General features: G+C 64.8%; 13 protein-coding genes. 9 read left to right on the forward strand and 4 right to left on the reverse strand.

What is annotated here, in order from left to right:
* Positions 1-66 precede the first annotated feature (66 nt).
* Genes carB through recJ form a run of 4 tightly spaced genes read left to right on the forward strand, consistent with a single transcriptional unit; the run spans position 67 to position 6469 of the window.
* Positions 67-3309, forward strand: coding sequence for a carbamoyl-phosphate synthase large subunit (gene carB / locus ACCQ04_RS09280; protein WP_024937721.1), 3243 nt, complete (start codon positions 67-69; stop codon positions 3307-3309).
* Positions 3310-3317: 8 nt separating this feature from the next.
* The gene (gene greA / locus ACCQ04_RS09285) at positions 3318-3782 is read left to right on the forward strand and encodes a transcription elongation factor GreA (RefSeq protein WP_024937720.1); all 465 of its coding nucleotides are present in this window, start codon (positions 3318-3320) and stop codon (positions 3780-3782) included.
* A 30-nt stretch (positions 3783-3812) separates the two neighbouring features.
* Complete coding sequence (locus tag ACCQ04_RS09290) at positions 3813-4733, forward strand: phosphoglycerate mutase (protein ID WP_184455806.1); 921 nt, start codon at positions 3813-3815, stop codon at positions 4731-4733.
* On the forward strand, positions 4730-6469 hold the full coding sequence (gene recJ / locus ACCQ04_RS09295) for a single-stranded-DNA-specific exonuclease RecJ (RefSeq protein WP_226427784.1): 1740 nt from the start codon (positions 4730-4732) through the stop codon (positions 6467-6469). Before ACCQ04_RS09290 ends, recJ begins: the two co-directional genes overlap by 4 nt.
* Positions 6470-6699: 230 nt before the next feature.
* Here recJ and ACCQ04_RS09300 read toward each other — a convergent pair whose 3' ends face one another.
* The 3 genes from ACCQ04_RS09300 to ACCQ04_RS09310 form a co-directional block, all read right to left on the reverse strand.
* Complete coding sequence (locus ACCQ04_RS09300) at positions 6700-7737, reverse strand: DUF1176 domain-containing protein (protein ID WP_226427785.1); 1038 nt, start codon at positions 7735-7737, stop codon at positions 6700-6702.
* Between the two features lie 100 nt (positions 7738-7837).
* Entirely contained in the window at positions 7838-9052 is a 1215-nt protein-coding gene (locus ACCQ04_RS09305) for an acyltransferase family protein (protein WP_226427866.1), read from the reverse strand.
* A 188-nt stretch (positions 9053-9240) separates the two neighbouring features.
* Positions 9241-10470 carry an acyltransferase family protein gene (locus tag ACCQ04_RS09310; protein ID WP_226427786.1) on the reverse strand — a complete coding sequence of 410 codons (1230 nt, stop codon included), beginning with the start codon at positions 10468-10470 and terminating at the stop codon, positions 9241-9243.
* Positions 10471-10647: 177 nt separating this feature from the next.
* On the opposite strand from ACCQ04_RS09310, the gene ACCQ04_RS09315 reads away from it, so the two are divergent.
* The 5 genes from ACCQ04_RS09315 to ACCQ04_RS09335 all read left to right on the forward strand — a co-directional run bounded on the left by ACCQ04_RS09315 (position 10648) and on the right by ACCQ04_RS09335 (position 17887).
* Complete coding sequence (locus tag ACCQ04_RS09315) at positions 10648-11496, forward strand: LytTR family DNA-binding domain-containing protein (protein ID WP_226427867.1); 849 nt, start codon at positions 10648-10650, stop codon at positions 11494-11496.
* Positions 11497-11569: 73 nt separating this feature from the next.
* Positions 11570-12695 (forward strand): peptide chain release factor 2 gene (gene prfB / locus ACCQ04_RS09320; RefSeq protein ID WP_102252050.1). Its coding sequence is split into 2 segments (ribosomal slippage): positions 11570-11644 and positions 11646-12695, totalling 1125 coding nucleotides; the frame shifts between segments, so codons are not numbered across the junction.
* A gap of 212 nt (positions 12696-12907) precedes the next feature.
* Positions 12908-14425: a lysine--tRNA ligase gene (gene lysS, locus ACCQ04_RS09325; protein WP_046342469.1), complete on the forward strand. Its 1518-nt coding sequence runs from the start codon at positions 12908-12910 to the stop codon at positions 14423-14425.
* Between the two features lie 140 nt (positions 14426-14565).
* Positions 14566-15702 carry a cyclic di-GMP phosphodiesterase response regulator RpfG gene (rpfG, locus tag ACCQ04_RS09330; RefSeq protein ID WP_029219717.1) on the forward strand — a complete coding sequence of 379 codons (1137 nt, stop codon included), beginning with the start codon at positions 14566-14568 and terminating at the stop codon, positions 15700-15702.
* A gap of 37 nt (positions 15703-15739) precedes the next feature.
* Positions 15740-17887 (forward strand): ATP-binding protein, encoded by a 2148-nt coding sequence (locus ACCQ04_RS09335; RefSeq protein WP_226427787.1) that lies wholly within the window; start codon positions 15740-15742, stop codon positions 17885-17887.
* A gap of 54 nt (positions 17888-17941) precedes the next feature.
* Here ACCQ04_RS09335 and ACCQ04_RS09340 read toward each other — a convergent pair whose 3' ends face one another.
* Positions 17942-18811, reverse strand: coding sequence for a crotonase/enoyl-CoA hydratase family protein (locus tag ACCQ04_RS09340; protein WP_024937710.1), 870 nt, complete (start codon positions 18809-18811; stop codon positions 17942-17944).
* Positions 18812-19105: the final 294 nt, after the last annotated feature.

Consider the following 19105-nt stretch of genomic DNA (forward strand, 5'->3'; position numbering starts at 1 on the left):
GATGCGATCGCCGCGGCCACTCTTCCGCACCTGCGGCTTGCCGCATGTTCCTAATCGAGTAAAGAAATGCCAAAGCGCACCGACCTAAAAACCATTCTGATCATCGGCGCCGGCCCGATCGTCATCGGCCAGGCCTGCGAGTTCGATTACTCCGGCGCGCAGGCGTGCAAGGCGCTGCGCGACGAGGGCTATCGCGTGGTGCTGGTCAACAGCAATCCGGCCACGATCATGACCGACCCGGACATGGCCGATGCGGTGTACATCGAGCCGATCAACTGGCAGACGGTCGAGAAGATCATCGCCAAGGAAAAGCCCGATGCCCTGCTGCCGACCATGGGCGGGCAGACCGCGCTGAACTGCGCGCTGGATCTGGCCGACCACGGCGTGCTGGAGAAGTACAACGTCGAGCTGATCGGCGCCAAGCGCGAAGCCATCCGCATGGCCGAAGACCGCGAGCTGTTCCGCGTGGCGATGGGCGAGATCGGCCTGGATTGCCCGCGCGCCGAAGTGGCGCACACGCTGGAAGAGGCGTTGGATATCCAGACCCGGGTCGGCTACCCGACCATCATCCGTCCCAGCTTCACCCTGGGCGGCAGCGGCGGCGGCATCGCCTACAACCGCGAAGAGCTGATCGAGATCGTCGGCCGTGGCCTGGAACTGTCGCCGACCACCGAGGTGCTGGTGGAAGAATCGGTGCTGGGCTGGAAGGAATTCGAGATGGAAGTGGTCCGCGACACTGCGGACAACTGCATCATCGTCTGCGCGATCGAAAACCTCGATCCGATGGGCGTGCATACCGGCGACTCGATCACCGTGGCGCCGGCGCAGACGCTGACCGACAAGGAATACCAGCGCCTGCGCGATGCCTCGATCGCAGTGCTGCGCAAGATCGGTGTGGATACCGGCGGCTCCAACGTGCAGTTCGGCATCAGCCCGACCACCGGCCGGGTGGTGGTGATCGAGATGAACCCGCGTGTGTCGCGCTCCTCGGCGCTGGCGTCCAAGGCCACCGGTTTCCCGATCGCCAAGGTCGCCGCCAAGCTGGCGGTGGGCTACACGCTGGACGAATTGAAGAACGAGATCACCGGTGGCCTGACCCCGGCCTCGTTCGAGCCGTCGATCGACTACGTGGTCACCAAGATCCCGCGCTTTGCGTTTGAAAAGTTCCCGCAGGCCGATGCGCGCCTGACCACCCAGATGAAGTCGGTGGGCGAGGTGATGGCGATGGGCCGCACCTTCCAGGAATCGCTGCAGAAGGCGCTGCGTGGCCTGGAGACCGGCAAGATCGGGCTGGACCCGACCGGCCTGGATCTGAGCAGCGAAGACGATATCGCCGCGCTCAAGCGCGAGCTCAAGGCACCGGGCCCGGAGCGTCTGTTCTATGTCGCCGATGCGTTCCGCGCCGGCATGAGCGTGGCCGATGTCTACGCGCTGTCGTTCATCGACCCGTGGTTCCTGGATCAGATCGAAGAACTGATCAGCCACGAACAGCAACTGGCCGACGACGGCATGCCGGCACTGGATGCGGCGCGTCTGCGCACGCTCAAGCGCGCCGGTTTCTCCGACGCGCGCCTGGCCGAGCTGACCGGCACCAACGAAGAATCGGTGCGCACGCTGCGTCGCGCGCTCAAGGTGCGCCCGGTCTACAAGCGCGTGGATTCCTGCGCCGCCGAATTCGCCACCAGCACCGCGTATCTGTATTCGACCTACGAGGACGAGTGCGAGGCGCTGCCGACCGACCGCGACAAGATCATGATCCTGGGCGGTGGCCCCAACCGCATCGGCCAGGGCATCGAGTTCGACTACTGCTGCGTGCATGCGGCGCTGGCGCTGCGCGATGACGGCTACGAGACCATCATGGTCAACTGCAACCCGGAGACCGTTTCCACCGACTACGACACTTCCGACCGTCTGTACTTCGAGCCGCTGACGCTGGAAGACGTGCTGGAAATCGTCGAGCTGGAAAAACCCAAGGGCGTGATCGTGCAGTACGGCGGCCAGACCCCGCTGAAGCTGGCGCGCGCGCTGGAAGCCAACGGCGTGCCGGTGATCGGCACCTCGCCCGATTCGATCGATCTGGCCGAAGACCGCGAGCGGTTCCAGCAACTGGTCGACAAGCTGGGCCTGAAGCAGCCGCCGAACCGCATTGCCCGCAATGCCGAGGAAGCCCTGGTGCTGGCGCGCGAGATCGGCTATCCGCTGGTGGTGCGCCCGAGCTACGTGCTGGGCGGCCGCGCGATGGAAATCGTCTACGGCGAATCCGACCTGGCGCGCTATGTGCGTGACGCGGTCAAGGTCTCCAACGATTCGCCGGTGCTGCTGGACCGCTTCCTCGACAACGCGGTGGAAGTGGACGTGGACATCATTGCCGACAAGGACGGCAACGTGCTGATCGGCGGGCTGATGGAACACATCGAAGAGGCCGGCGTGCATTCGGGCGATTCGTCCTGCTCGCTGCCCCCGTACTCGCTCTCGCCCAAGACCCAGGCCGAGCTGCGCCGTCAGGTGGTGATGCTGGCCGAAGGCCTGAACGTGGTCGGCCTGATGAATACCCAGTTCGCGGTGCAGGTGAACGAGGCCGGCGACGATGTGGTGTTCCTGCTGGAAGTGAACCCGCGTGCCTCGCGCACCGTGCCGTTCGTGTCCAAGGCGATCGGCATGCCGCTGGCCAAGATCGCCGCGCGCTGCATGGCCGGCAAGACGCTGGCCGAGCAGGGCGCCACCAAGGAAATCGTGCCGGGTTATTACTCGGTGAAGGAGGCGATCTTCCCGTTCGCCAAGTTCCAGGGCGTGGACCCGATCCTCGGGCCGGAGATGCGCTCCACCGGTGAGGTGATGGGCGTGGGCCGCAGCTTCAGCGCCGCGTTTGCACGCGCGCAGGAGGCCGGCGGCATCAAGGCCCCGCCGGTGGGCAAGGCGTTCGTGTCGGTGCGCGATCCGGACAAGCAGCGCGTGTTGCCGGTGGCGCAGGCGCTGGTGGAGCGTGGCTATACGCTGGTCGCCACGCGCGGTACCGGTGCCTGGCTGCAGCAGAACGGGCTGAGCTGCGAGATCGTCAACAAGGTCGCCGAAGGGCGCCCGCATATCGTCGATTCGATCAAGAACGGCGAGATCGTGTATATCGTCAACACCACCGAAGGTCGCGCCGCCATCTCCGACTCGTTCTCGATCCGGCGTGAAGCGTTGCAGCATCGCGTGACATATTCGACCACCGTTGCCGGCGCCAAGGCGCTGGTGCATTCGCTGGAATTCCGCGGCACCGGCCCTGTGTGGTCGCTGCAGGAACTGCACAAGGAGCTGGAAGCATGAGAGCACCCATGACGGCAAAGGGCGCGCAGCGTCTGCGCGAAGAGCTGGACCAGCTGAAGTCGGTCAAGCGTCCGGCGGTGATCAACGCGATCGCCGAAGCGCGCGCGCACGGCGATCTGAAGGAAAACGCCGAATACCACGCCGCGCGCGAGCAGCAGAGCTTCATCGAAGGCCGCATCAAGCAGCTGGAAGGTGAGCTCTCGCATGCCGAGATCATCGATATCACCAAGCTGTCGGCCGGCACCAAGATCGTATTCGGTGCCACGGTGACGCTGGCCGACACCGAGACCGACGAAGAAAAGCGCTACCAGATCGTTGGCGATCTGGAAGCGGACATCAAGCTGGGCATGATCGCGATCTCCTCGCCGCTGGCGCGTGCGTTGATCGGCAAGCTGGAAGGCGACTCGGTCACCATCGATGCGCCGGCCGGCCAGCGCGAGTACGAAGTGGTCAGCGTTGCCTATCTGGACTGACGGGCCGGGATTGAACGACGCCACCGCCTGATGACCACCGCCACGCTGCTGCTGCCGGAAAAACGTCGTCTGCCCGGTGAACTGGGCGACACGCCGGTGGCGCGTGCGCTGGCGCGTGCCGACCAGCACGGTGCCGAGCCCGGCGAAGTGGCGCAGCTGCAGCGCCACTTCACGCTGACGCCTGCGCACTGGCCGGTGGCCGCGTTGACCCGCCAGCTCGATGCCGGCGATGCGGCCGGTGCGACCTGGGTGCGTGCCGATCCGGCCTATGTGGTGCCGGATATGCAGGGCGCGCGCTTGATGGGCTACGGCGAGGCGCTCGGTCCCACGGCCGAGGACCTGGCGGTGTTGCTGCCCATCCTCAAGCCGATGTTTGGCGATGCCGGCTTCCTGCTGGATGCGCCCACGCCTGCGCGCTGGTACCTGCGGCTGTCGCCGGATGCCAAATTGCCGGAATTTGCGCCACCGGATCTGGCGATCGGCGACGACCTGTTCGAGCATCTGCCGGCCGGCGAGATCGGCCGGCGCTGGCGCGCCTTGCTGACCGAGGCGCAGGTGCTGCTGCATCAGCACCCCTGGAACGAGGGCCGCGTGGCCAGCGGCAAACCGGCGATCAATTCGCTGTGGTTCTGGGGCGGCGGCGTGCTGCCACATGCGGTGAGCTCGCCGCACCGTCAGGTACGCAGCCGCGAATCGCTGCTGCGTGCGCTAGCGCTGTCGGCCGGTGCCGATGCGCAGGGCGAACAACGCGTGGATGCGTTGGTGGACCTGCGCCATCTGCGCTCGCTGCAGCAGTTCAGCGACGATGCGGTGGCGCCCTTGCTGGCGGCGATGGCACGTGGCGAACTGGATCGGCTGGTGCTGGATTTCCAGGATGGCGAAACCGTGTCGCTGACGCATGCGCAACGCTGGCGTTTCTGGCGCAAACCGCGCGTACAGCTGGCGCAATGACCTCCACCCCGCGGATCGTCCGGCGCCCGCCCGGGCAGGCCGGCAGCTGGCCCGATGCCATGTTGCCGCTGCTGCGCCGCATCTATGCCGCGCGCGGCGTCACCGATACCCACGGCGCGCACCCGCGCCTGGGTCAGTTGCTGTCGCCGCAGTTGCTGCACAACAGTGACGTGGCCGCCGAGTTGCTGGCCGATGCGATCGCCCGGCAACGGCGCATCCTGGTGGTGGGCGATTTCGACTGCGATGGCGCCACCGCCTGTGCGGTCGGCGTGCGTGGCTTGCGCATGCTCGGCGCGCTGGATGTGCATCACGCGGTACCCAATCGCATGGTGCATGGCTACGGCCTGTCGCCGGCCCTGGTGGAGGAACTGGCCGCATTGCAGCCGGATCTGCTGGTCACGGTCGATCACGGCATCGCCTGCCACGCCGGCGTGTCTTCGGCCAAGGCGCGTGGCTGGACGGTGCTGGTCACCGACCATCACCTGCCTGGCGAGGTATTGCCGCCGGCCGATGCGATCGTCGATCCGAATCTGGCCAACGATCGCTTCCCGAGCAAATCCCTGGCCGGGGTCGGAGTGATCTTCTATGTGCTGATGGCCTTGCGCGGCGTGCTGCGCGCGCGCGGCGCCTTCGCCGAACGCGCCGAGCCGGATCTGTCGGTATTGCTGGACCTGGTGGCAGTCGGCACCGTCGCCGATCTGGTGCCGCTGGACACCAACAACCGTGCGCTGGTGTCGGCCGGCCTGCGCCGCCTGCGCGAGGGCAAGGGTTGCATCGGCCTGCGCGCCTTGATCGATGCCAGCGGCCGCGACGTGGCGCGTCTGAGCGCCAGCGATATCGGATTTGCGTTGGGCCCGCGTCTCAACGCAGCCGGCCGGCTGGAAGACATGGCGCTGGGCATCGAGCTGCTGCTCAGCGAGGACTGGAACCGGGCGCGCGAGATCGCCGGCACACTGGAAGAGATCAACGCCGAGCGCCGCGCGGTGCAGCAGTTGATGACCGACGATGCCGAGCAGGCCGTCACCAAGGTGGTGCTGGATGCCGATGGCGCGTTGCCGATCGCCGCGTGCCTGTTCGATGCCGACTGGCACCCGGGCGTGATCGGCCTGGTCGCCTCCAAGCTCAAGGACCGCCTGCATCGCCCGGTGATTGCATTGGCGCCGGCCGAGCCGGGCAGCAGTCAGCTGCGTGGTTCGGCACGTTCGATCCCCGGCCTGCATATCCGCGATGTGCTGGCGGCAGTGGATGCGCGCCACCCGGGCCTGATCCAGAAGTTCGGCGGGCATGCGATGGCCGCCGGGCTGAGTCTGGAGCATGCCGCGCTGGCGACCTTCGAACAGGCATTCCAGCGCCAAGTGCAGGCGATGGTCGACGCCTCACTGCTGCATGCCGAGTTGCACAGCGATGGCGAACTGGCCGCGCACGAACTCGATCACCTGCATGCAGAGGCGCTACGCGTGGCCGGGCCGTGGGGGCAGGGCTTTCCCGAGCCGCTGTTCGATGGTCAGTTCGAAGTGCTGCAATGGCGCCTGCTCAAGGAACGCCATCTCAAGCTCACGCTGCGCTGCGCCGGCCGTGCCGAACCGCTCAACGCCATCCACTTCAACGGCTGGCGCGGCAGCGAGCCGGCACGTATGGTGCGGCTGGCGTACCGCCTGGTCAGCGACGACTATCGCGGCGGCACCGCGGTGCAGTTGATCGTCGAGCACTGCGAGCCGGCGACAGTCACGGGCTGAGCGCGCGGCTGTCAACCGCGGGCTTCGGTAGGGGCGACAGCGCGGCCCTGCAGCCAGGCTTCACATCAACCGCTCTACACGGGGCGGCGCACCCACAGCCGGCATGTACGTGGTGGTACATGCCGCAAGTGGCGCATGCCTGATGGCGGCAAGGTGGTTTGGTTCGTCGCTCAAGGCGTCTTGCAAGACAGTGCTGCAAGCAGACCTGCGCTCGCACGACCTCGCCCCGGTCAGGGCGCCTTCTTGACCTCGGTCACCAAGGTCGGCAATTCCCACGCGCCGCCAGCGGCGACCAATCTGCACAGGCCCGAGGTGGATTCGGAGGTCGGCACGAAACGGCGGCCGTCCCAGGTCCAGCTGGACTCGCTGTAGCAGTCGCCCAGGCCGCGTCCCTTCTGCGATGCAAGGATGGTGGAGCCGTCGATATCGCTGGCGTGCGTGGTCACCAACGTCGGCGCGAACGGCGGACGTGCATTGATGACCCAGAAACCGGTGCCGATGTTGTAGGCGCCCATCCAGCAGTCGGTCGAGACCAGCAGTTTGTCGCCGCTGAGCCGGGTGACCGACAGCGGCTCGGCTGCATCGCCAGCCTGCAGCCCCTTGCATTCCTCATCGGCCGGCAAGCTGGCACGCAGCGCTTGGTACAACGCCGGCAGCGTGCCCAGGCGCGCATCGGCTGCTTGCGTTGCTGCGAGTTTGACCGCTCGCACCTGCGGTGCGGGCACAGCCGGCAGCACTGCAGCCTCGTCGCGATCGCCCTTGCGCAACAGGGCGCCGCGCGTGCCCAGCCGGCCCTGGAACTCGTCCATCTTCAGCAGCACCGCTGCGGCGCCGCGGTCGGACAGCTGCCAGCGGCGACCATCGTTGCCGAGCGCCACGATCTTGCTGCTGCGGGTCAGTGCGGCCAGCAGTGCGGTCACCTGCGCGCTGGTCAGCGGTGCAGTGCCGCTGTCGCGATTCAATGCCAGCTTGCCCAGGTCGCGCTGGTCGATGCGCAAGGTGAGCGATGCCGGCATCTTGACCTCGTCGTACTGGCCCAGCATCAACTCAGCAGTGACCTGCTGCCCCGCACCGGCCTTGCGCGTCAGCAAGACCGACACCGGCGTGCTGCCGTCGTCATCCGGCTGATAGCCAGCGGCGCGGCAGGTGCGGGTGTTGTCGCAGGCGATGGTCCAGTCCTGGTGCTCGAAGGCGATGCCGACCGGCGCATCGGCAAGGGCGGCGGCAGGCGCGAGCAACAAGGTGGCGGCGAACAGGGTAGGGCGCATGGTGTCTTCGAAAGAGCGTGTCCGGCGCGCATCTTGCGTTGCTGCCGACGGGCCGTCCAGTGCGTCGCATGCCGAAGCGGCACACGTCTGTGCAACATTTTCATGACGGCACCGGCGCGCTGTCGGTCTTGCCCGCCATGCGCGGCCTGCGTGCACGCAATCCGAACAAGGGACGCAACCAGCGCACCCGGCGGATCGCAAACTCATGCAACGCCAGGCAGCCGGTCACGGTGGCGGCGATCACCAGCGCCGGCTCCAGCCAGGCATTCAGATGCAGGGGCATCAGCCAGTACAGCGTCACGATGATCAGGCTCTGGTGCAGGATGTACCACGGGAACACCGCCTCCGTGCAGTACGGCAGCCAGGGGAACGGGCGATTCAATCGAAGCCTTGCCCAGCCAAGAATCGTCAGCAGCGCCAGCCAGGTGTAGGCAGCCCGTGCGCCGTGTTCGATCGCCTCCCACGGCAGCGCGGCCAGCGGTGCACCCAGTTGCGCAGTCTGCCCCTGGATGCTGGCATAGCGAATGCCCAGTTCGGTGCCGATCGCCACCAGTGCGGTGCCCAAGGTGAGCCAGCGCAGTTGTACGGCCAGCTGCCAGAAACGCTCGCGGCGTGCCAACAGATACCCCAGGACGAAGAGCGGGAACGATTCGGCGTGCACGAACCAGTCGCCAAACAGCGCGTGGGTGGGCGGATGCCGCGGCATCACCCACAGCACGCAGAACGCTTCCCACAGGATCGGCAACAGCAGCAGTGCCGGCACCGCCAGCGCAGCGGGTAAGCGCGGCCACGCGGCCAACCGCAGCGGTCGGGTCAGCGACACCAGCGCCATCAAGGCGATGGTGTAGGGCAGCAGATAGGCCAGATACCACAGATGGTTCCAGGTGATGCCGTGCTGCCAGCCATCGAAACTGCCGGCCGGCCATGGCCGCACCTGCCAGTAGCGCAACAGGAAGCTGCCGAAGCCCGGGCTGACCTTGCCGTTGCTCACGCCCTGGCAATAGGCCTGCACCGCGACCACCACGAACATGCCGAACAACAGCGGCGGCAGCAATCGCCCGCAGCGCTGCAAGGCGAAGCGCCAGGGCCTGGCCTGCGGCCGCGCCAGCCCGATCGCGATGCCGGAGATCATGAACAGCAGCGGCATCCGCCAGCGGTTGAGCACGATCATCGGCCATTGCAGCCACTGCGCGGTGTGCACGCTCTTGAGGTGGAAATCCCAGTCGGCCACATAGGCCATGCCCGCGTGGTAGAGGATCAGCAGTGCGAAGGCGAAGACGCGCAAGGCATCGATATCGTGACGGCGTTCGGTCATGGTGGTGTCGGCAGGAGGCATGCCCGCATCCTCGGCAACGCAGGCCCCAAGCAGCTGCGACAAGGGCGGCAATGCCGTCCCCGAGTGACCAGTTGCAGTCCCACAGGGACGAACCGGGGACGGCAAGCGGGCGGTTTTGTCGAAGATGCGCGGCTGCATTCCCGAGTCAGAAGCCAGGTCTGACATTGCTAGACCTCAGTTTCACCCTTTATTGGAATTGCGGCGCGCGGCGCCGGTAACGTCGGCAGGCCAAATAGCGGCCGCAGCCAGCGCTGCTTGCGAATGACCTCATAGCTGGCCAAGCACAGCACAGCGGTTGCGACGATCAGCGTCGCACTCTCGGCTAGCTGCGGCAGCGCCAATGGCTTCAGGGAATGCGCCAGTACCACGATGATCGTCTGGTGCAGGACATATACCGGAAACACTGCAGCAGTGAGATAGCGCAGCACGGCACCATCGGCATGACGGAAACGATAGGCGAAGCCCAGGATGGCGGCGATCGCGCACCATTGTTCTACCGCCCACACGGCACGCAAGAGCAGGCGCAGGGCGGTGGGTGCCGGGTGCGCATCGTCATAGATGGAGAAGTACCAGGTGTGGATCATCAGCGCATAGCTGCAAGAGGCCAGCAGCAGTGCCACCCAGCGCAGGCGCTGTAACGATTCCCAGATGCTGGCTATTGGCGCGATCAGCACCCCGATCAGGAAGACCAGCAGGTACTGCGCGTGGTTGTACCAGTCATCAAACAGCCAGTTGGTTTGCTGGAAGCGAGCCACCAGCACCAGCCGTGCGACCGCCAGTAGCGTCAGCGGTACCAGCAACGCACCCCAGCCCTGGAGCGGGCGCGCAGCCCATGCGCGCAGACGCACCTTCGCTGGCGCAGGAAGCAGGCGCCAGAGCAGCCACACCACCAGGGTGTACGCCCACAGGTAGGGCAAAAACCACAGGTGATTCCAGGTGGGCAGGCGCAGGCAGTCGCCATCGGCTCCACAAAACCCTTGGTAGGCGCTCAGATACTTGGCATAAAACGCCAGATAGCCCTGGCGGTAGCCGCCGGGCAATTGTTCGACGACTTGATAGTAGGACTGTGGTGGCACGATCACGGCCATACCGAACAGCAGCGGCAGTAGCAGCTGACGCGAACGTCGGTACAGCAAGCCCTCGGGCTTGTTGTTCAGCATGAAGGCGGTGGCGACACCGGAAATCAGGAACAGCAGCGACATCCGCCACGGGCTGCTGAGCAGCATGACCGGCTCCAGCATCAGGTGGGTCGAGGAACTTTTGACGTGCCAGTCCCAGGTCACGTAATACATGCCGACGTGATAAAGCACCAATAGGCCGAAGGCGATGACGCGCAGCCAGTCCAGATCGTGACGCCTTTGCATTGGCCGCCCTGCACCAAGGATGATATGCCCCAACTACGCGAGATGACGCAGCGGGCGACCAGCGGGAAGGGACGAAACAGGGATCTTCAGGGACGAATGGGTTCCGCCGTGGGGTGACGATCGGCGCCGCCAGCCTAGAATATGGGGATGAGTACCGACCCGGCACGCACGATCCTGGAGCGCTTTCTGCCTTGGCAGCGCAGCGCAGGCATGTTGTTTTGGCTGATGGTGGTGGTGGTCAACGCCAGTGGCAACGCCGTTACCGAGTTGATGGATCGCCGGCGCGCCGGGCTGCCGATCCAGAGCTGGGAACCCTGGGTGTGGGAGATGTCCAGCGGCTTGGTCTGGCTGCTGATGCTCGTCCCCGTCATCGCCTGGTTCACGCGGAAGCTGCCGTTACATCTGGATACCTGGCGGCGCCGGCTACCCTGGTATCTGTTGGTCAGCGTGGCGGTCTCGGTGGTGCATGTCGTCACGATGGTCGGCCTGCGCATGCTGACCTATCGGCTGCTGGGCGAACATTATGATTTTGGAGCGTGGCCGCAGGAATTGTTCTACGAGTACCTCAAGGACGTGCGTACTTTCGCGATCATCGTTGCGTGCATGCATGGCTACCGGTTTTTGCTGCGCCGCCTGCAGGGCGAGGTGCGGCTGCTGGCCGCGCCGGACGAAGGCCCGCCGGTCGAGCCGCTGGACCGTCCGGAACGCTTTCTGGTGCGCAAGCTGGGGCGCGACTTCCTGGTCGCCACTGCCGACATCGAATGGGTCCAGGCGTCGGGCAACTACGTCAACCTGCATGTACGCGGCCATGATTACCCACTGCGCAGCACGATGGCCGCGATCGAGGCCAGACTCGATCCGGCCGTGTTTGTGCGAATCCATCGCAGCTACATCGTCAACCTGGGCTGCGTGGTGTCGATCGAACCGCTGGACGCAGGCGAGGCGCGCGTGCACCTGTCCGGCAATGGCCAGCTGCCCTGCAGCCGTCGTTACCTGGCGCCGCTGCGGCGCGCCGCCGGACATGCCGAGGCGCCAGCGGTCCCGGCTGTGCCGGGCTGAACAGCATGCCCACCGCGTTCCGCCACCGTCGCCCGCTTGCTAAACTAGCCAGCTTGTTTGCCGGAAGTCCGTCATGATCGAAACCAATCCGATCCGCCAGCGCATCACCGATCTCAACGATCGCGTGCTCTCGCTCAGGGGGTATCTTTGACTACGACGTCAAGAAAGAGCGTCTAGAAGAAGTCAGCCGGGAGCTTGAGAGCCCCGATGTGTGGAACGACGCCGAGCGCGCGCAGGCCCTGGGCCGCGAGCGCTCGCTGCTGGAAAAGACCGTCATCGGCATCGCCGATGTGCTGGCCGGGCTGAGCGATGCGGCCGATCTGCTGGAACTGGCCGAAAGCGAGCAGGACGAGGACACCGCGGTGGCGGTGATCGCCGATCTGGACAAGTACCAGACCCATGTCGAGAAGCTGGAATTCCAGCGCATGTTCTCCGGCCAGATGGACGGCGCCAACGCGTTCGTCGACATCCAGGCCGGCGCTGGCGGCACCGAGGCGCAGGACTGGGCCGAGATCCTGTTGCGCATGTACCTGCGCTGGGCCGAGTCGCGCGGCTGGAAGACCGAGCTGATGGAAGTGTCAGGCGGCGAAGTGGCGGGCATCAAGTCGGCCACGATCCGCATCGAGGGCGAGTACGCCTATGGCTGGCTGAAGACCGAGATCGGCGTGCACCGGCTGGTGCGCAAGTCGCCGTTCGATTCGGACAACCGCCGGCATACCAGCTTCACCTCGGTGTTCGTGTCGCCGGAAGTGGACGACAACATCGAGATCGACATCAACCCGGCCGATCTGCGCACCGACGTGTATCGCTCATCGGGCGCCGGTGGCCAGCACGTCAACAAGACCGAATCGGCGGTGCGCATCACGCATATTCCGACCAATACCGTGGTCGCCTGCCAGACCGGCCGCAGCCAGCACCAGAACCGCGACAACGCGATGAAGATGCTGGCCGCCAAGTTGTATGAGCTGGAAGTGCAGAAGCGCAACGTCGAGCGCGACGCGCTGGAAGCCACCAAGTCCGACATCGGCTGGGGCAGCCAGATCCGCAACTACGTGCTCGACCAGAGCCGCATCAAGGATCTGCGCACCGGCATCGAACGCAGCGACACGCAGAAAGTGCTGGACGGCGACCTGGACGAATTCGTCGAGGCCAGCCTCAAGGCCGGTCTGGCGGCAGGCTCCAAGCGCCTGGATGCCTGACCGCAGCAAGACCTCGCCGCGCCCGCCGCGCAGCGACGTCTTTTTTCGCGGACGCTGCGACATGTGCAGCGCCACGCAGCCTGTACATCGCCACGCAGTCCCGTTGCGCCGTGCAGTTGTCACCGATACACCGTAAAACGCAGGAACCGGCCAGCCCGGTTCCGCATTCTCCACCGGGCACGCGCCCGACCTATCGCAGACCGATTCCCGCCATGACCGAGCAGACCCCCGCGCCGCAGATCCCCGCCGACGAGAACAGCCTCATCGCCGAGCGTCGCGCGAAACTGGGCGCGTTGCGCGGCCAGGGCATCGCCTATCCCAACGATTTCGTGCGCGAACACTTCGCCGGCGATCTGCAGGCCGAATTTGCCGATGCCGACACCTGGACCTCCGAGGCACTGGAAGCAAGCGGCCGTACGGTCAGGATGGCCGGCCGCCTGATGGCCAAGCGGGTGATGGGCAAGGCCAGCTTTGCGCAGATCCAGGACGAGTCCGGGCGCGTGCAGCTGTTCCTGCAGGGCAATGTGCTGGGCGATGCCTATGCCGCGTTCAAGGGCTGGGATGTCGGCGACATCGTGGCGGTGGAGGGCGGGCTGACCCGCACCAAGACCGGCGAGCTGTCGGTCAAGGCCAGTGCGTTGCGCCTGCTGACCAAGTCGCTGCGTCCGTTGCCGGACAAGTGGCACGGCCTGTCGGACGTGGAGCAGCGCTATCGCCAGCGCTACGTCGATCTGATCGTCACCCCGGAGGCGCGCGAGGTCTTCATCAAGCGCTCCAGGATCATCCGCGCGATCCGCGCCTGGCTGGATACGCGCCGCTTCCTGGAAGTGGAAACGCCGATGATGCATTACATCCCCGGTGGCGCCACCGCCAAGCCGTTCACCACCCACCACAACGCGCTGGATCTGGACCTGTACCTGCGCGTGGCGCCGGAGCTGTACCTCAAGCGGCTGGTGGTCGGTGGGCTGGAGCGGGTCTACGAGATCAACCGCAATTTCCGCAACGAGGGCGTGTCGACCCGGCACAACCCCGAGTTCACCATGCTCGAGCTCTACGAGGCCTATGCCACGTACCACGAGATCATGGACCTGACCGAGCAGGTGATCCGCGACACCGCGCAGTCGGTGCTGGGCACCGCCCAGGTGAACTGGGACGGCGCCGCCATCGATCTGGCGCCGGCTTTCCGGCGCTGGCGCATGGATGAGGCCGTTCGTCACCACAATCCGGAGATCAGCGCGGCCGATTGCACCGATCGCGATGCGCTGCTGCGCCATTGCGAGCGGCTGAAGATCAAGGTCAAGCCGTCCTACGGCTGGGGCAAGTTGCTGCTGGAAATCTTCGAGGCCACCGTGGAACACACCCTGGTGCAGCCGACCTTCATCACCGACCACCCGGTCGAGGTGTCGCCGCTGGCGCGTTCCAGCGACACCGAGCCGGGGTACACCGACCGCTTCGAGCTGTTCATCAACGGCAAGGAGCTCGCCAATGGCTTCTCCGAGCTCAACGACCCGGAAGACCAGGCCGCGCGCTTCCAGGCGCAGGTGCAGGCCAAGGACGGTGGAGACGACGAAGCGATGCATTACGACGCCGATTACATCCGTGCGTTGGAGTACGGCATGGCGCCGACCGGCGGCCTGGGCATCGGTATCGACCGGCTGGTGATGCTGCTGACCGGCAGCACCTCGATCCGCGATGTGCTGCTGTTCCCGTACATGCGTCCGGAAGCCTGATCTTTTTTGTGCCGTCGGCGTGCCGACGGCACAGATACTGCATATGCTAGAGCGGAGCCCCGAATGGCGTATCGTCGGGGGAGTCGGCACAGCGGCCGGCGTCATCGCTTTTCCGTTCTCGGGATAGAGGAGCAACGGCTATGCAGGATGTTTTGGGTAATCTTGCCGGCGTATCGTCGGCGGATCCATCGGGAAGCTGGTCGGAAAAGGCGGATCTGGGATTGAACATCGTCATTGTCGATGACCAGATGTCTGCGCGGACGATGCTGCGCCACGTCATCGAGGACATCGCACCGGAGTTGAAAGTCTACGATTTCGGTGACCCGCTCGACGCGCTGGCGTGGTGCGAGGCCGGACGGGTTGATCTGTTGCTGCTCGACTACCGCATGCCCGGCATGGATGGGCTGGAGTTCGCCCGGCGTCTGCGCCGGCTGCCCAGCCATCGCGATATTCCGATCATCCTGATCACCATCGTCGGCGACGAGCCGATCCGCCAGGCGGCGCTGGAAGCGGGCGTGATCGATTTCCTGGTCAAGCCGATCCGCCCGCGCGAACTGCGTGCGCGCTGCGCCAATTTGCTGCAGCTGCGTCAGCAGAGCGAAAGCGTCAAGCAACGCGCACTGTCGCTGGAGCAGCGTCTGCTGGCCAGCATGAACGAGGTAGAGGAGCGCGAACGCGAGACGCTGTCGCGGCTGGCGCGTGCCATCGAGTACCGCGACTCGGGCACCAGCGCCTTCCTGGAGCGCATGTCGCACGTGGCCGGCCTGATCGCCGAGCAGCTCGGCTTGTCGGAAGAAGAAGTGCGCATCATCGAGATGGCCGCACCGCTGCACGACATGGGCAAGATCGCCATTCCCGATGCGGTGCTGCTCAAGCCGGGCAAGCTCACCGACGACGAGATGAGCATCATGAAGCGGCATCCGCGGATCGGCTACGAGCTGCTCAGCGGCAGCCAGAACCGCTTCATCCAGGTCGGCGCCCTGATCGCGCTGCGTCACCACGAGCGCTATGACGGCACCGGCTATCCGGATGGACTGGTGGGCGAGGCGATTCCGCTGGAAGCGCGCATCGTGGCGGTGGCCGACGTCTTCGACGCACTGTTGTCGCCGCGCCCGTACAAGGAGGCCTGGACCATGGACGCCGCGCTGGCTTATCTCTACGCACAACGCGGCCGCCTGTTCGACCCACGCTGTGTGGATGCGCTGCTGCGCGGCCGCGCGCAGCTGGACCAGATCTGCGGCGAATTCTCGACCGCATCGGCACGACCCGGGGTGTAAGGCTATGAATCCGTTCGGAAGGATCCGGCAGCGGTTGATGAATCGACCTGACAGCGAACATGGCCAGGCGATCGTCCGCATCGTTCTGATCAGCCTGATCCTGTCGTATGTCCTCGTGCCGAGTGTCCGGCACAGTTTGCCGCTGCACCAGCACACCGGTGTCTTGGTCATCGTGCTGACAGGCCTCGGGCTTGGCCTGGCGTTGTTCGGATGGCTGCTGTGGCGACCCGACCGCTCGGATGCGCGTCGCATCCTGGGCATGCTGGCCGATTACGGGTTGATGGCGGCCGGCATGATCCAGATGGGCGAGCCGCTGGCCTGGGTCTATGTCGTGGTGATGTGGGTCACCGTCGGTAATGGCCTGCGCTACGGCAACCGCTATCTGTATCTTGCGGTGGCAATGGCGGTGGTGAGCTTTTCCACGACGCTGTCGATGACCGAATACTGGCAACGCAACCAGCGCCTTGGGGTCGGGCTTGCGGTTGGTCTGGCCGCCGTTCCGCTGTATTTCTCCAGTCTGCTGCGGCAGTTGACCCGTGCAACCGCCGAGGCGCGCCGCGCCAGCGAGGCCAAGAGCCGCTTTCTGGCCAACATGAGTCACGAGTTTCGGACACCGCTGAACGGTCTGTCCGGAATGACCGAGGTATTGGCAACGACGCGTCTGGACGATGAGCAGCGCGAATGCCTGAAAACCATTCAAGCCTCCACACGCAGTCTGCTGGCGCTGGTGGAGGAGGTGCTGGACATCTCGGCCATCGAAGCTGGCAAGCTGCGGATCAACGCGTCCGACTTTGCAGTGCATGACACCTTGCAGGCAATCGGTCTGATCCTGGAGCCGCAGGCCAAGGCCAAGGGCTTGCGTTATCAGGCAACTATCGCTGCAGATGTCCCTCCCCGCGTGCACGGGGATGCGGGACATCTGCAGCAGATCCTGCTCAATCTGGTCGGCAATGCGGTCAAGTTCACCGACCACGGCAGTGTCCAGTTGAAGGTGGCGGCCACCGAGGCCAGTGGCCGCGCTGGTGTGCTGCTCCGTTTTGAAGTGCTCGATACCGGGATCGGTGTGCCGGTCGACATGCGTCCGCGTTTGTTCGAGGCGTTCGAACAGGCGGACACCGGACTGGCGCGCCGCTTCGAAGGCAGCGGTCTCGGAACGACGATCGCCAGGGGGCTGGTGCAGTCGATGGGTGGCGCGATCGGGTTTGAGGAAAATCCCGAAGGCGGCAGCTTGTTCTGGTTTGAACTGCCGTTCGGCCTGGCGACCGCCAAGCCTGCAGCAACTCCGTCGCCTGTGCTGCATGAGACGGAGTCCACCACCATACCGGGCAACGTGATTGCGTTTGCCGATCCGTTCCTACGTCACCGTGCCCGCGTGCGTAGCATGCAGATCCTGGTGGCAGACGACCATCTGGCAAATCGCCTCGTGCTGCAGCGGCTGCTGCAAAAAGCAGGGCATCGCGTCACCTGTGTTGATGGCGGCGAAGCCGTTCTGGATGCGTTGGCCGAAGCCGACTACGACGCGGCCATCGTCGACCTGCATATGCCTGGTGTCAGCGGTCTGGACATGCTGAAGCAGCTGAGGGTCATGCAGGCCGGTGGTAAGCCGGGAACCCCGATCGTGGTATTGAGCGCTGATGTCACCCCCGAGTCGATTCGCAGCTGCGAACAAGCGGGCGCCTATGCATTCCTGGCCAAGCCGGTGGCGGCGATCAAGTTGCTGGATACGCTGGCCGAAATCGCGGTCAACCAGAAGCTGCGTCAGACCGATCTGAGCATTGGTACCCGTAGCGCGGCGCCAAGCGGCGCAGTCCTCGATCCTGCCGTGCTCGACGAGCTGGCGGAACTGGGGATGGGAAATGAGTTCGAACGCGAGTTCATTCAACAATGTCTCAGCGATGCTGCGGCATGTGTTGTCCAGCTCGGTAAGGCGGCGGCGGACGGAGACTGGGCACGTCTACGCGAGCATGCTCACGCGGTCAAAGGTGTTTCCAGCAATCTCGGGCTGGTGATGTTGGCCGAACAGGGCGGTGAGTTGATGCGCCTGCCGGAAGCGCAGCTGCGAGCAGAATGGAGTCAAAGACTGGAGCAGCTGAAGAATGGTTTGAAGCTTGGGCGCGAGGCGCTCGCCCAGCGTGCTCAAAATAAGTCCGACGGAGGCGTCAGCGGGAATGGCGACCGTGGGTAAGCGAAGCCCGGCAATAGGCCGGGCCTGATTCCCCCAGTATTGGATCCACCAAAATCAGGCGACACCCGCGCCTGCGCGGCGGTTCTGTGCTTTGACCAAACGGTCCATCGTGCGCAGTGATTTCTCACTGAGTGCCAGGGCCGTGTCTACCCAGACTTCGGTGATGCGCAGCAATTCCTCGTAAGGCACCGCCTGCGCGAGGTTGCGTGCGGCGTTCATCGCCAGATAGGAGTGGGAGATGCGCTTTTGCTGGCGAATCAGCGTTTCTGTGGCAACCACGCCTTGGCCCTTCGGTACGAGTACGTCCACGATCCCCATCGCATGCATTTCTTCGCTGCTGTAAATGCGTCCATCGAGAATGATTTTTTCCGCCAGATGGGGCGAAACGCGGCGGCACAGGAAGGAATACGCGCCCATGCCCGGAAACAGGCCGAACAGGACCTCGGGCAGTCCCATGCCGATGCCTTCCTCGGCCACGATGGTATGGCAGGCCAGGGCCATCTCCAGCCCGCCTCCCAATGCATCGCCCTGCAGCAGCGCAATGCTGCGCACGTCCCCACCGAAGCCGGTATGCAGGTGATGGACGCCTTCCACGCAGCGAATCGCATACCGCATGAGTTGCTCGCGATTCTGTTCGCGGATCAAGCGTGCGAACAGGTCCAGATCGCCACCGAGATTGAAGGCGTCCGCGTCGGAGGCGAGTACGAAATGGCGCAGTTCCCCGCTGCGTCGCTCATGCGGGGCGCGGGTGATGGAGCCCATGACATCCCAGATGTCTTCCAGTAACTCAGGACTGCAGCAGGGACGTATGCCAAAAGGCGCATCGGCATGCATGAACAACCAGTGGGTGCCGTCAGCAGCCGAAGAATCGACCCGAATGGTGGAGTGGGGACGACCGAGGGAAATCTTTTCAATCGTGTTCATGGGCGTGATCCTGGAAAAGCCCGCAGTGGGAGAGTGAACGCCGGCGGGCGCGTGCGATCCACTCCGAATCGATGCTACACCGGCACTATCTCCATGAACGCAGAGGGCTTCCTTTCTATCCGGTGAGCCCTATGACCTGAATCTTTCAGTGAATTTCCGCAAGCAAAAGTAGTTTATTGTGAATTGCACATTCTTGAAATTATGTGTTCCGTGATTCTGCGTTCCGGGTTCACCGAAGTACTCCCTGGGGGACTGTCATGAGCTTTAAAAACGCATGGTATTTCCATGCATCGG

Source organism: Xanthomonas sp. NCPPB 2866 (genome assembly GCF_041475745.2).
GTDB lineage: Bacteria > Pseudomonadota > Gammaproteobacteria > Xanthomonadales > Xanthomonadaceae > Xanthomonas > Xanthomonas arboricola.